This is a genomic window from Candidatus Pantoea communis (genome assembly GCF_011752685.1).
Taxonomy (GTDB): Bacteria; Pseudomonadota; Gammaproteobacteria; order Enterobacterales; family Enterobacteriaceae; genus Pantoea; species Pantoea communis.
Window position 1 is genome coordinate 1 of the sequence record NZ_VWXC01000022.1, and the last position, 14,482, is coordinate 14,482.

At 52.3% G+C, this 14,482-nt stretch carries 12 protein-coding genes; 2 read left to right on the plus strand and 10 right to left on the minus strand.

The features are described from left to right. Positions 1 to 192: 192 nt before the first annotated feature. From puuE to F3J37_RS22685, 3 genes are all read right to left on the minus strand, one after another. Positions 193 to 1,464: a 4-aminobutyrate transaminase gene (gene puuE, locus F3J37_RS22675; RefSeq protein WP_160866796.1), complete on the minus strand. Its 1,272-nt coding sequence runs from the start codon at positions 1,462 to 1,464 to the stop codon at positions 193 to 195. 72 nt (positions 1,465 to 1,536) lie between these two features. After that, positions 1,537 to 1,995 carry an ester cyclase gene (locus F3J37_RS22680; protein WP_034827469.1) on the minus strand — a complete coding sequence of 153 codons (459 nt, stop codon included), beginning with the start codon at positions 1,993 to 1,995 and terminating at the stop codon, positions 1,537 to 1,539. Between the two features lie 15 nt (positions 1,996 to 2,010). Then, positions 2,011 to 3,435: a gamma-aminobutyraldehyde dehydrogenase gene (locus F3J37_RS22685; RefSeq protein ID WP_166935986.1), complete on the minus strand. Its 1,425-nt coding sequence runs from the start codon at positions 3,433 to 3,435 to the stop codon at positions 2,011 to 2,013. 280 nt (positions 3,436 to 3,715) lie between these two features. On the opposite strand from F3J37_RS22685, the gene F3J37_RS22690 reads away from it, so the two are divergent. Next, complete coding sequence (locus tag F3J37_RS22690; protein WP_160866798.1) at positions 3,716 to 4,444, plus strand: FadR/GntR family transcriptional regulator; 729 nt, start codon at positions 3,716 to 3,718, stop codon at positions 4,442 to 4,444. 40 nt (positions 4,445 to 4,484) lie between these two features. Continuing rightward, a complete protein-coding gene (locus F3J37_RS22695; RefSeq protein WP_166935988.1) occupies positions 4,485 to 5,159 on the plus strand; it encodes a cache domain-containing protein in 675 nt (224 codons plus the stop codon). Positions 5,160 to 5,190: 31 nt separating this feature from the next. On the opposite strand, the gene F3J37_RS22700 is transcribed toward F3J37_RS22695, so the two are convergent. The 7 genes from F3J37_RS22700 to F3J37_RS22730 all read right to left on the minus strand — a co-directional run bounded on the left by F3J37_RS22700 (position 5,191) and on the right by F3J37_RS22730 (position 14,304). Next, positions 5,191 to 6,627 (minus strand): NAD(P)/FAD-dependent oxidoreductase, encoded by a 1,437-nt coding sequence (locus F3J37_RS22700; RefSeq protein ID WP_166935990.1) that lies wholly within the window; start codon positions 6,625 to 6,627, stop codon positions 5,191 to 5,193. 61 nt (positions 6,628 to 6,688) lie between these two features. Beyond that, a complete protein-coding gene (locus F3J37_RS22705; protein ID WP_166935992.1) occupies positions 6,689 to 8,014 on the minus strand; it encodes an APC family permease in 1,326 nt (441 codons plus the stop codon). 114 nt (positions 8,015 to 8,128) lie between these two features. Further along, complete coding sequence (locus tag F3J37_RS22710; RefSeq protein ID WP_166935994.1) at positions 8,129 to 9,583, minus strand: APC family permease; 1,455 nt, start codon at positions 9,581 to 9,583, stop codon at positions 8,129 to 8,131. A 238-nt stretch (positions 9,584 to 9,821) separates the two neighbouring features. Further along, positions 9,822 to 10,991: a dihydrodipicolinate synthase family protein gene (locus tag F3J37_RS22715; protein ID WP_166935996.1), complete on the minus strand. Its 1,170-nt coding sequence runs from the start codon at positions 10,989 to 10,991 to the stop codon at positions 9,822 to 9,824. A gap of 16 nt (positions 10,992 to 11,007) precedes the next feature. After that, complete coding sequence (locus F3J37_RS22720) at positions 11,008 to 12,249, minus strand: MFS transporter (RefSeq protein WP_166935997.1); 1,242 nt, start codon at positions 12,247 to 12,249, stop codon at positions 11,008 to 11,010. Between the two features lie 59 nt (positions 12,250 to 12,308). Next, positions 12,309 to 13,142: a sugar phosphate isomerase/epimerase family protein gene (locus F3J37_RS22725; protein ID WP_160866805.1), complete on the minus strand. Its 834-nt coding sequence runs from the start codon at positions 13,140 to 13,142 to the stop codon at positions 12,309 to 12,311. Between the two features lie 10 nt (positions 13,143 to 13,152). Then, positions 13,153 to 14,304 (minus strand): Gfo/Idh/MocA family protein, encoded by a 1,152-nt coding sequence (locus F3J37_RS22730; RefSeq protein ID WP_166935999.1) that lies wholly within the window; start codon positions 14,302 to 14,304, stop codon positions 13,153 to 13,155. Positions 14,305 to 14,482 lie beyond the last annotated feature (178 nt).

Genomic DNA, 14,482 nt, shown 5'->3' on the forward strand with positions numbered 1-14,482 from the left:
TATGAACGATATCGAGAGCCTGACTGAGAAGCATAAAAAAATCCGTAATCCCTGAGAGATTACGGATTCTTGCAGAACTGCCGGATCGTTCAACCGATCATTTTTGTCTTAACTGATCGGCATTACGCCAATGGCGGGCTTTTTTTCGTGCATGATGCAGCCGTTTTAGACACCGACCTCACACCGCTGTGCTTAAACTGCAGCCTGTAATGCGTCTTTCACCATCATCAGCGCTTTATCAAACTGTGCATCAGGGATAGTGAGCGGATAAAGGAAACGAATGACGTTGCCATGCGGCCCGCAGGTCAGCAACAGCAAGCCTTGCGCCAGCGCCTGCTTTTGCACGGCCTGAGCTGCCGACGCAGAAGGCGCACCGGTGGCAGGATCGCTGAATTCAGCGGCAATCATCGAACCCACACCCCGCACATCGCTTAATGCCGGGCAAGTTTCTACGGCACTCTCCAGCACCGAACGCAGTTTGGCTCCCAGATGAACTGCACGTTCACACAGCTTTTCTTCACTGATGGCATCAATCACCGCATGGGCGGCGGCGATGGAGAGAGGATTACCCGCATAGGTCCCGCCCAGACCACCCGGCAGCGGGCTGTCCATAATGGCCGCTTTACCGGCCACGGCGGAGAGTGGCATCCCGCCCGCCAGGCTTTTCGCCATGGTCATCAGATCGGCCTGATGATGATAATGCTGCATGGCAAACAGTTTGCCGGTACGGGCAAAACCGCTTTGCACTTCATCGGCGATCAAAACAATGCCGTGTCGATCGCAGATGTCACGCAGCGCCTCGACAAATTCGGCAGGCGCAACGTTAAACCCGCCCTCACCCTGCACAGGTTCGAAGATAATTGCGGCAACCTGCTGTGGATCGATATCGCACTGGAACAGCGACTCTAACGAGCGAATGCTGTCCTGCACGCTGATACCGCGTGCTTCTGAAGGATAAACGGCATGGAACACCGAGCCGGGGAATGGACCAAAACCGATTTTATACGGCTTAACCTTTCCGGTCAGCGCCATGGTCATGTAGGTACGGCCATGGAAACCGCCACCGAATGCGATAACGCCAGGGCGTCCGGTGTGACAACGGGCGATTTTAATCGCGTTTTCCACCGCTTCTGCACCGGTGGTAAAGAATGCGGTTTTGGTCTCGCCCTCAATTGGCGTCAGCTCATTGATTTTTTCAGCCAGACCGACATAACTCTCGTAAGGGACAATTTGATAGGCGGTATGGGTAAACTGTGCCAGCTGTTTCTCAATCGCCTCTACCACTTTGGCGTGGCGATGTCCGGTATTCAATACGGCGATGCCGGCGGCGAAATCGATATATTCCGCGCCCTCTACATCCGTGATCGTGGCATTGTCCGCCTGCTGCGCATAGAAATCACACATGACGCCCACGCCGCGTGGGGTAGCACGCTGGCGACGCTGATTAAAATCAGAGTTTTTCATTGTTCGAACCTTCTGTTCAAGCGATACGATGCCTGCCATAAATATTCAGGCATGAATGCAATTTATTAATAATTACTTTAATTGTTCGTCGAGTTTCTTCGAGTCGTAATAATCACCTTGATAAGTGATTTTTCCCTCGTTCACTTTAATATATGAAACACCGTGAAATTTAATCGGTTTATTGGTTGCCGGACTACCCGCCCATTCACCGCTGTTGACGCCGGAGAACACCCATTCGAAAGCCACAATGTCATGGTTATAAACGGGTTTACCGATCATCTGCCATTTCAAATCCGGCACACCATCAATAAAGGCTTTAATGACATTTTTCTCGGCATCGCTATTGCCTTTTACCGGGGTGCCGACGGCCGCATCATAATAGGTCACATCTTTTGCCAGGTAGGTTCCGGCCTTGTGGGCATTATGCTGATTCCATGCGCCCATATACTCTTTCACCACCTCCAGCGGTGTTTGGCTGGCAAAACAGCTGGAAGAAACAAACAGGGCTACCACCATTGCGATCTTTTTCATGTTGATTCTCCACCGTTAAGATAAGTCGCTCATGACATGTTTAATGCGGGTGTACTCTTCTAAGGAGTACGCAGAAAGGTCTTTGCCGTAGCCTGACTTTTTAAATCCGCCATGCGGCATCTCCGCACAGAGAGGAATATGGTTGTTGATCCAGACCGTGCCGAAATCGAGTTCACGGCTAAATAGCTGCGCCCGACGGTGATCGCGCGTCCAGACGCTGGCCGCCAGACCGTATTCCACGTCATTCGCCATCGATAACGCTTCACTTTCAGACGCGAAAGATTGAATTGTCATCACCGGTCCAAACACCTCGTGCTGGATAGCTTCGTCTTTCTGCTGCAGCCCAGAAATAATGGTGGGTTCGAAATAGAAGCCAGGTCCGTTACCTGCTTTGCCGCCGGTTTCAACGCGCGCGTGCGCAGGCAGACGGGCGATAAAACCTTTCACCTGTTCCAGCTGATTTTGGCTGTTGAGCGCACCATAAAAAGCGTCTGTATCATCAGGCTGGCCGAAACGCAGACTGCGCGCTTCACTAACTAATTTATCGAGGAAATGGGGATAAATTGCCTCTTCAACCAGAATACGCGTAGCGGCTGTGCAGTCCTGACCGGCATTAAAGAAGCCAGCGGCGCAGATGGTTTTCACCGTTTTGTCTACGTCAGCATCGCCAAACACAATCACCGGTGCTTTACCGCCCAGTTCCAGATGTGCTTTGGTCAGATTGGCTGCCGCTGATGCCGCCACCTGTAAACCGGCGCGTACCGAACCGGTGATTGACACCAGCGAAGCATCGGTATGCGACACCACCAGCGAGCCACTCGCGGCTTTACCCAACACCACATTGATGGCACCTGGCGGGAAGAATGGAGCCGCCAACTCGGCCAGCAGCAAGGTGCTGAGTGGTGTGGTATCACTGGGTTTTAACACCACAGTATTTCCCGTTGCCAGCGCGGGGGCGATCTTCCATACCGCCATCATAAATGGGTAGTTCCATGGCGTGACCTGGCCAACGATACCCAGCGGCTCGCGGCGAATGGTGGAGTTAAAGCCCGCCATATATTCACCGGAGGCCTTGCCTTCCTGACAGCGGGCGGCACCGGCAAAAAAGCGAATTGCATCGCACGAACCAGCGATCTCTTCCTGACGGATAAAGTGCTTTAACTGACCGGTCTCCTCGCTCTGGATATCAACGATACGCTCACAGTTCTGCTCGACCGCATCCGCCAGATGCAGCAACGCGCGCTGGCGCTCACCTGGCGTACTCTTTTTCCAGATTTGAAAAGCACTTTTAGCGGCGGTATAGGCCGCGTTGACATCGTCTTCATTAGCAAGGGGGGATAATGCATAGACTTCACCGCTCACCGGGCTGACCAGTTCGAAAGTCTCACTGCCAGAACCCTCACAGAAGGCTCCATTGATAAAGTGTTTTATCTTACGCATGCGACAGGCTCCTTAATCATATAACATATTAGGTTTTATCATTATGATCACAAATCAGGCAACGTTTCTTTCACATTAATTTGATTGCACTCGCATATTTGCGGGTTCACAGATCCGAGAGAGGCTGTTTGAGCAGCTGTTGGTTTAAGCTGCTGATTGCGTTGCTTATCACAGTTTTCCGTCGCAACCAGATAAGGCAACTCATTGTTTCCAATGTGGATGTTTTATGTTATGAATGTGCATCTTGCCTCCCCAACACGAATAAGAAATCACGAGGACTATGATTACTCATGCAGTGATTTTTTCCCCTATTGGGCAGTCCAGTCGTTCCGATCAAATCGTGCAGCGATTGGCCAACGCTATCGTTTCAGGTTTACTTGAAGCCAATGAGCAACTGCCGAATGAAGCGGATTTGGCCCGAATGATGGGCGTCTCACACATCACGATTCGCGAAGCGCTGAACACCCTGCGCGCCAACGGTCTGGTTTACACCGTGCGCGGGCGAAACGGTGGCAGTTTTGTTGCCAACAGCATCGATAAACAGACATCGAGTCAACATCCGTTCAATTTGATCAGCACGGAATATCTGTCTGATTTGGGTGAATGGCACTGTGCGATTTTCTGCCATGCCGCAAGATTAGCGTCCACCCGCATGACGGCCAGCGACATCGCCACGCTCACGCAATTTGTGGATATCCTGGAGCAGGCATCCAGCGCAGAAATGCGCAGCCAGGCAGATATGCGTTGTTTGTTGACGATTGCTGCGAATTCGCAGTCGGCGAGAATTGCCAGCCAGGAGTTGATTATCCAATCTGAATGGGCGTCTCTGGTCACACTTTTATATAAGTCAGATGCGGCTCATCACACTACTGTCGATATTTATCGCAAGTTATTGACCGCATTTCGCGGTCATGATGAACTGGCTGCGGTTAATCTGGCGAGTGCGCTGATTAATGAATTAACGTCAAAACTCATTGAATATAAAATAAGCTTTAAAGAGATTATGTGAGGAGAGAAGAGTGAGTGATGTCAATAACCAAGAGCGGATCGTGAATACATTGGAAGCGCTATTCGCTGCAGTGACGCTCTCGACGAAACATCTCTCTGCTTACGTTAATCAGACCCTTGCCACGATTCCCGTAGCAGGCATCGCATCTGATAAACAGCGTGAGAGTAGCCTGCGTAAAAGCCTCTACCCTTCAATCGAAAAAATCCTGCTGGAGAGCCAGTTCTGTTCTGGCGCGGGGTTTGCCAGCCATCTGGCAACGGAAAACCTTGCTCAACCCTATTGGTTCCTCGAATGGTGGTTTAAAAACCCGAAGAGCAATCAACAATCCTGCCTGGATCTCGATCAAGCCACGCAGCAGCGGCTGGATTTTAGTACCTTTGAATGGTTTAAAAATACGCCCGATGCCGAGGACGTTTATTTACACGGCCCGTATGTGGATTATGTTTGCACCTCAGCGTATACCATTACTGCCGCGTCTCCTGTCGTGATTGACGGAAATATGGTGGGCGTAGCAGCGGTAGATATATTAGTCAGCCGTATTGAGGAAGCCTTATTGCCTATTGTGAAGCAAAGTAGCAGTAAGGTTGTTATGACCAATAGCGAAAATCGCGTGATATTTTCCAGCCATTTGCACTATCGCACCGGCTCGTTGCTGAATATCGATGCATCCTATCAGACAACGCAAAACGGCTTTTGCAAAATCTATTTCCTGTAACACCCTGCCGCCCTTAGCGGCAGGGTGCTGATTAAAACGAAATCATTTTACCCGGTGCCAGTTTGGCGCTAATACCGAGCAGCGTCTTCGCCAGCGGAATCGCCACCGGAGCCAGTTTTCTGCCAATCATTAACGGTGTGTGTTTAATCGCCGTCAGCATTGAAAAATCGCTATTGGCATTGACGATATCATCACGAATCGCCTTGCCAATGCGCACTGTCTGCGCGATGCCATGTCCACTCCAGCCATGTACTGAATAGATCTTGCCGTTCTTGCCGCCTTTCCGGCAATCGGTGGCGCCATTAAGCGTTAAATCCGTGGTACCGCTCCAGGCAAAATCGAGCTGTAGCTCTTCGTGCTCGGGAAAAACGGCCCGCAAGCGTGAAGTCAGGTAATCGACCGTGCGGGTATCGTCCCAGCGCATACCCGTTCCCTGTCCCCCAAACAGCAGACGCTCATTTCGCACCGGGCGGTAATAATCTATCTGCAATTGCGTGTCGTACACCGGTTTGCCAGTGGGCAGAAGGGTTTTTGAGCCGCCGCTGACGGGCGACGTGACGCCGACATAGGTATAGAAAGGAATGGTGGTGGCGTTATTCTCGTTCAGCAAAGTATGTGTCGCATCATGAACCGCAATCACCACGCCTTTGGTTGCGGTAATGACACCTGCGGCGGTGTGAACGCGCGTCACACTCCCGACTTCCTCAATCCGTATCACTTCACTCTGCTCATGAACCTGGCCGCCGTTCAACACAAAGCCGTAAATCAGACCGCGATTGAGCGCCAGCGAGTGAATCTGTCCGCCAAGGTCGTCTAACACGCCGCCGTAATAGGCATCGGATTTGATATGCTCCTGCAACTCATAGCCGCCTAACACCGCCACATGGTCATCCCCGAGAAAGCGACGCGCATCCGCAGCCTGCACCAGCGCGTTCATATGGCCGGGATGAATGGCGGCGGTAATGTGCCCGCGTTGACGATCCAGATCGAGGTGATAGCGGCTGGCGATATCATCAATCAGCGACATGGCTTCGGTTGAGGTGAAATGCCACAGGCGCTTCGCTTCATCGATACTGAGATTATCCAGCATTGACTCCGCCTCCCAGCGGGCCAATCCCGGCGTCAGTTGCCCGCCGTTACGTCCAGACGCCCCCGACCCAATGGCGTTTTTTTCCAGCAGTACCGTTTCGATACCGGCTTCTGCCAGATGCAGCGCCGTCGAGGCCCCCAGCAACCCGCCGCCAATGACTACGAATTCACACACTTTATCACCTTCCAGCGGGGCAAATGTTGTCCAGGGGGCAAGCGTCGACTCGTAGTAATTGGCCGGATTTCCCGGATCGATATTCTCTGTTTCATCACACTCTCTGACCCAGTTCCAGTCGCCATTGAAGGCGGTCTGACTCGGTCGCGAAAATTTTGCATCACGCATTAATACAGGTTTAATTAAATCAGGCTGTCTGCTCATCGATTATTCTCGGTTCGTTAATCGCACCACAGGAAGAATCACTGTGAGTTACACTACTTTTTTACTCGGAAATCATCACTTCACGTTGGGTAACACTGCAGTAAATAATCCAGCTAATCCCTAACACCGCCCAAATAGATCCCAGCATAAAGGCATCATGATCGAGGTTTACCCACATCATCGCCACACACGCCAGGCCACACACCGGCAGCACCATATTTCTGAACAAATCACTGAAGGTACTGATTTGTTTATCGACAAAAACGAATTTCACGATAACTGAAAGGTTCACGGCGCTAAACGCCACCAGCGCACCAAAACTAATTAATGAAACGGCAGTATCTAAATCAAAAAAGATCGAGCTGAGCGAAATAAAGCCGGTTAATAAGACGCAGTAGAGCGGATTACGCGTTTTCGGATGGATGTAACCTAATACCGGCGCGGTAACCGGATTGTTTTTCCCCATAATATGCAGCAGTCGTGCCGCACTGGCGTGCGAGGCGAGCGCAGAAGCCACGGTGTTCAATAAAATACCCAGCAGAAATAGCGTCTGGAAGAATCGGCCACCCACATATAAAACAATTTCCGGCATCGCTTCCATCGGATTTTTAAACATGGCGTTATCGGGATAATAAAGCTGAATAAACCATGCCGCGAGGAAGAAAATCGCCCCGCCGATTAATGCGGTATAAAACACCGCTTTGGGGATAACATTCTCTGGTCTGTCTGTTTCATCAGACAGCGTGGTCACAGCATCGAAACCGAGGAAGGAGAAACAGAGTACGGCAGCACCGCTGATCAGCGGGAGAATACTGGCATTTCCATTGAACAACGGCGTGACCGTTAAAACGCGGCCAGTGCCATAGGCGGTATCCAGATCGTGAACCACCAGGTAAACAAACACACCCATCAAAATAACCGGCATGCCGACAAACAGAAAATTAACGTTGGCCAAAATTTTAATGTTGCAGCAGTTGATATAGGTAATCAACGTGGTGAAAGCGAGGATGGAGATCCACGGTGGAATGGCGGGCAGCAGCGTTTGCAAATAGATGCCTGCCAGCAGCGAATTAATCATCGGCAGAAAAATATAATCTAACAGCGATGACCAACCCACCAGAAAACCTACATTGTTACCGCACACATTACGTGCGTAAGTATAGGCCGAACCTGCACTCGGATAGAGTTTCACCATGCGGCCATAACTCAGTGCGGTAAATAACACCGCTGCCAGCGCTAGTAAATAGGCTAACGGCACACGGCCTTCAGTTAACTTTGAGACAATGCCGAAGGTATCAAATACCGTCATCGGCGTCATATAGGCGATACCAATAATAATCACTTGCCAGATGGATAAATTTGTCTTTTTTCTTGAATTCAGGCTCATAATAATTCCTATTCAATATGTCAGACACGCCGCTCCCTTCGCATGGTATCGGCGATGGAGTGAAAAGAGAGATGAAATGCTTGAAGGGGGTGAGGTGACCCTCACCCGTAACGATTATTCTTTGATTGCACTCAGATCATAATGCTGTTCATTGCTTTTCTGGCTATAAGGTCTGGCAATAAACATATACAGCGCACCTGATCCCACCACAATAAATAAGCCGATTAATACAATCCATTTATCGACGAAACTGCCCTCACCCGGCTGAACCAGCAAATAGATACCGCTCAGCCCATACATCAGCGCCAGAATATTGACCCAGATGCCCCAGCGACCAATATGCCATTCACCCTGCGGCTTCCACCCTTGCAGACGTTTACGCAGTGCCGCTAAGACCACCATCTGGAAGGAGATATAGATCCCCGCTACGGCAAAGGCGGTAATTCGCGCCAGGTTATCGGGCTGATAGTAAACCCAGATGCAAATCAACAGCGGTAAGGCACAGCTGACAATCATGGCGTTGTCGGGCACATCGTGCTTGGAAATTTTCGCCATCCAGTTGCTGCCGGGCAGCATCTTGTCACGCGAGAAAGAGAACAGCAGTCTGCTAAGCGCTGCCTGCAGCGAGAGGATGCATGACAGCATGGCAATCACCGCCACCACGATAAAGATCTTCTCGCCCATCGGCCCCAACGCGTTATTCAGAATCTCAGGGATCGGGTTCTGGATTTTGCCCGACACGATGTCGTGCAGATTAGGATAGGACAACAGATAACCCAATACCGAAATCACCGCCGAAATCGCGCCAAACACAATGCTCAGAATCATCGCGACAGGAATTTTCCGGCTGGCGTTCTGCACTTCTTCCGCCACGTTACCGCAGGCTTCAAAACCGAAGAACATAAACAGACCGAGCAATGACGCCGACATAAAGGCACCCATGTAGCCACCGCTGGCATTCACACCCATCGAATCAAAGATCACACTGATTGGCTGCATGCGATGGAACAGCAATAAATAGATACCCAACGCAATAACACTGACAATTTCACACCAGAAACCAATACGCGCCACGCGTGCCAGGTTTTTAGTGCCGGAGAGGTTGATCGCCATCATCATTAACAGCAACACCACCGACGTCATCAGTAAATTAATCGCCGTTTGCTCATAGCCTAATAACGAGGCAACAAAGGTTGAGCTGTATTCGGCGATTGAGGTGATGGTCACCACCAGCGCCCAGAGATAAACCCAGGCGGCAATCCACGCATATTTCTTGCCCCATAAAATACGCGACCACGGATATAAACCACCGGTAATCGGATATTGTGACGCCACTTCACCAAATACCATTGCCACCAGAAGTTGCCCCCCTGCCGCGATCAATATCCACCAGATTGAGGGCGGACCGGCCAACGTCATGGCGAGAGCAAACAGGGAGTAGACGGCGGTGAGAGGGGATAAATAGGTAAAACCCAATGAGAAGTTGGACATCAAACCGATCGATCGTTTGAATTTTCGCGCTTCATGCTCGGTTGTATTGCGGGTATTTCCTGACGGGATAGTACTCATCAACGCCTCCAGAACCTTGACTGTAATGTTATGTCAGTATTTATAAAACATAATATGTTATATGTATATTGTGCGATGTCACAGTTTTGTTAAATGACATATAACTCAATGTTAAATAGCGACTTTTCTGTTTATAGGGGATTCTTATGACATGCAGGAAGGTGGAATCGCGGGCAGAAGAAGGGACTTTCGTCGATCAAATGTGGTAGCTGGGCGGCCGTAACCGCCCTTAAAATATTCAAATACCGTGCAACTTCGCCAGCGACCACATGCGTTCAGCAGCCACATCCGCGTTATTCAGCAAACCAGCCTCATCCGCCAGTCTGAACGCTTCAGAGTAGTGCGTCAGACTGCGCGCACTCTGCATGCCGCCCAGCAAGGTGAAATGCTTCTGATGGCCATTCAACCAGGCCAGGAACACGATGCCCGCCTTGTAATACTGCGTGGGTGCCGAGAACAAATGGCGTGCCAACGGCACTGTCGGTGCCAGTATCCGTTCAAAGCTGGCGCGATCGCCCTGCGCCAATGCATGCAGTGCGCTGGTGGCGGCCGGTGCAATGCCGTCGAGAATGCCCAGCAGCGCATGCGAGAAGCCTTGCTCATCACCGGCGATCAGTTCGGGATAGTTAAAGTCATCGCCGGTATACATTTTGACGGAAGCCGGTAGCTGGCGCCGCATCTCAATTTCACGATCTTTATCCAGCAGTGAGATCTTTATCCCCTCGACTTTTGCCTGATTTTCGCGTATCACCGCCAGACAGACCTCCATCGCACTGTGAATCGTCGCGCCACCCCAATAACCGCGTAGTGCGGGATCAAACATGTCCCCCAGCCAGTGCAAAATAACCGGCTCACGCACCTGGCGCAGAAGCGTGCTGTAAACGGTGATGTAATCCTCTGGCCCCTTAGCAATGGCGGCGAGCGCGCGACTGGCCATTAAGATAATACGGCCGCCACAGGCTTCGATTGCTGAGATTTGCTGCTCATACGCGGCAATCACATCCTGTAGGGTCAGTTGGGAAAAGTCCGTCAGATGATCGGTGCCAGCCCCGCTGGCGACCCGTGCCCCCGGATACGCTTTCGCTTGCTCCACGCTGCGTTTAATAAGCTCGAGCGCGGTTGGCCAATCCAGCCCCATGCCGCGTTGCGCGGTATCCATGGCTTCCGCGATGCCCAATCCCAGCGACATTAAATGATGGCGATATTCCAGCGTGCTGTCCCAGTCAATCGCCATATCGCTATGCGGATTTTGCATGCGCTGCGGGTCGGCAACCACATGTGCAGCGGCATACACGTCGCGGTTAAATACCGGTTTCGCCGGTACGCTCCAGTGGCGCTCACCCTGCATGATGTAGCTGTAGGGCTGACCGTTGCGATCCAGTAAACGCACTTTATTGCTCACAGACATGGTTCTGTTCCTTATTTCAGTGTTTTGCCAGATGCCCGGACGGCATCACATTCTGCGAACTGTTGTGGTTTCCGATAGGCAGGCGACGCACCCCCAGCAATACCAGGCTGCTGCAGATAATGACGCAGGCGGCGACCAGCCAGACCGGTTGCAAGGTGTAATGTTGCGCGTAATAACCCGCCACAATCGGCGAGATGCCGCCCGCCGCCATTCCCATATTCATCACAAAGCCGATGGCGGAACCGCGCAGAGAAGGCGGCACCAGTTCAGCGGTGAGGGAGAGAACAATGGGTGTAATCGGATAGCCAAGGAAACCGAGGATCAGCACCAGCACAATCACCAACGGCACCGAGAGATTGAATGCCATGGCGGCCATCACCAGCCCGCTGATAAAAGTAATGGTCATCAGAATGGTGCGACGACGTTTGAAATCGCCCTTGTCGCAGTAGCGCCCCAATACAAAACCGCCCAGCGCACCGGTAATGCCCAGCAGACTGGCGATGGTGCCTGCAGTGCCAATCGACAGATTTTTTACCTGCATCAAATAGCTCGGTGCCCACAGCAGCACAATCCACCAGCCTGCCAGCAGCACGAAATAGAACGCGGCCATTAGCAACACCGGCGCATGGCGGAACAAGGTTCTTAATGGCACTTTCTCCGCCGCCTGGCGTGCAATCAACTCGGCAGGTTTCCGGTCATTTTTCACCAGCACCAGATACAACAGCGCCACCAGCATGCCCATCGCGCCCGCCACGTAGAACACCACGCGCCAGCCAAAGATCGGACCGAGCATGGCGCCCATCCATGTACCGAGGAACCCGCCAATCGGATACCCCATCCAATAGAGTGACATCACGGTGGTGCGCTGTTTTTCGCTGGTCACGTTGGCCACTTCGAGCGAGGCGGCAGGCCAGAAGATGCCCTCGCCGATGCCCGTCATCACGCGGTAAAAAATCAGGCTGGTCATGCTGCCCGCAACACCGGTTAGCAGTGTCGCCAGTGAAAACATCATCAGGCCGAGAATCAGCACCGGTTTGCCACTTAACTTGTCGGCGATAATGCCGGAAATGAACAGAAAGACGATGAAGCCAAAAAAGAAGGAGGAGAGCAGAATGCCACTCTCCGCTTTACCGAGACCAAACTCTCCGGCGATCAGCCCGATGGCTGATGACACCGTCATGCGATCCACCGAGTACATCATGTAGCCAAGGCCGCACAGCACGGTGACCAGAATCATTTTGCGGGTATCTGTATTCATCTTTTCCTCGACAATGTCTGTGACCGACGAAAACAGCTTTTCAGCTCTGTCAGATACGGTTAACCGTGCGCCAGATGGCGAGCCTTGCAGGTCTTAAGCACCTCATCTGGATCCTGAGTCCACCAGTTCAGGCGGGAGAAAATTTCCACTTCATGTAATCCGCGATAACCCTGAGCTTCTACCGCTTCCCGCATGGCGCGAATATCGATAACGCCATCGCCCATCATGCCGCGATCTTCCAGCAGATCCCGCGTAGGCGTGAGCCAGTCGCAGATATGAAACGCCAGCAGCCGTTTCAGACCCGCACGGGCGATTTCCTGATAAAACTCAGCATCCCACCAGGTGTGATAGACATCGACGGCAATCCCCAGTCCATCGTCACCCAATTCATCGCAGAGATCGTTAGCCTGCTTCAGCGTGTTAATGCAGGCACGATCCGCCGCGTACATGGGATGCAGCGGTTCAATCGCCAGCGGCATGCCGCCCGCGCGGGCGTACTCCAGCAGAGCACTGAGTCCATCACGCACTTGCTGGCGCGCCCCCGGCAGATCTTTCGAACCTGGCGGCAAACCGCCGACCACCAGCACCAGGCACTCTGCGCCTAATTCCAGCGCTTCATCCACCGCTCGCTGGTTGTCGGCCAGGGTCGCCTGGCGTGCTTGCTGATCAACGCCGGGAAACATGCCACCCCGGCAGTAGCCACTCACCCGCAGATCGTGATGACGAATCAGCCGCGCCGCTTCTGCTAAACCGATGTTTGCTACCTGATCGCGCCACGGCGAGATGCCGCGAATCTCATGGCGCGCACAACCTTCAATGATTTGGCGTAAATCCCACTGCTGGCGCACGGTCGCCGTGTTGAGCGAAAGTTGTTCGGAATGGGGACGACTCATGTTCGGCTCCTTAGCGTTCCAGCGATGGCACATCAACCCAGCGACGCTCTTTCCAGCTTTTCAATGCCAGATCGACCAGTTGCAGACCTTTGGCTCCTTCCAGCAGATCCCAGCGATATTCCCCTTCGCCCCAGACGTGGCGTAAAAACAGCCCCCACTGCACTTTGAATGCATTGTCGTAGACCTGGGTATCCGGCACGCTGGCCCAGTCATCGAAGAAGTTATGGGTTTGACGGATATCCGGATTCCACACCGGCTTTGGCGTATTGACGCTAGCCTGCGTAAAGCAATCGCTAAGGCCAGCCACCGCTGAACCGTTGACGCCATCCACCTGGAATGTCACCAGATCATCGCGGCGCACGCGCACGCACCATGAACTGTTGATCTGAACAATCGCGCCGTTGTGCAGTTCGAAGGTGGCGTACACCGCGTCATCCGCTGTGGCGTCATAAGGTTGCTGCTGTTCATCCCAGCGCTGTGGAATGTGGGTTGCGCCGATGCAGCTCAGGCTTTTGATTTCACCGAACAGGTTGTCGATGACGTAGCGCCAGTGGCAAATCATGTCGAGGATAATGCCGCCGCCATCTTCGCTGCGGTAGTTCCAGGATGGACGCTGGGCCGGTTGGCGATCGCCTTCAAATACCCAGTAGCCAAATTCACCGCGCACCGATAACACGCGACCAAAGAAGCCGGATTCATTAAGCAAACGCAGCTTTTGCAGACCCGGCAGCCATAGCTTGTCCTGCACCACGCCGTGACACACGCCTTTTTCTTGTGCGAAATGGTATAGATCCAGCGCATCATCCAGCCCCATCGCTACCGGCTTTTCCGAATAGACGTGTTTCCCCTTGCTGATGGCTTTCTTCAGCAACGCCGGACGTGCCTGGGTGGTGGCGGCATCAAAAAAGATGATGTCATGCGGATTATTCAGTGCTTCATCAATGTTGGTTCCCCAACGTTCGATACCAAATTCCCGCGCCAGCGCAGCCATTTTTTCCGCGTTGCGGCCAATCAGAATCGGATCGGGCATCAATCGGTCGCCATTGGTCAGCGCCACACCGCCCTGCTGCCGAATCTGCACAATCGAACGGATGAGATGTTGATTTTTACCCATTCGCCCGGTCACGCCGTGCATGATGATGCCCACTGGAATCTGCGCCATGTATTCACCTCAAAGTCGTTTGTGATGGAAGTAACACGTTCAACATCTATTTCAACGCTCCGCCGTTCGCTGATTCATAATCAATCAACTAACTGGTTGATGACGTCACTATAATGGGCAGAAAGAGACCTGACTTTGATCGAATTCACATAACCAACTAGTTAGTTGAAAATCTTTT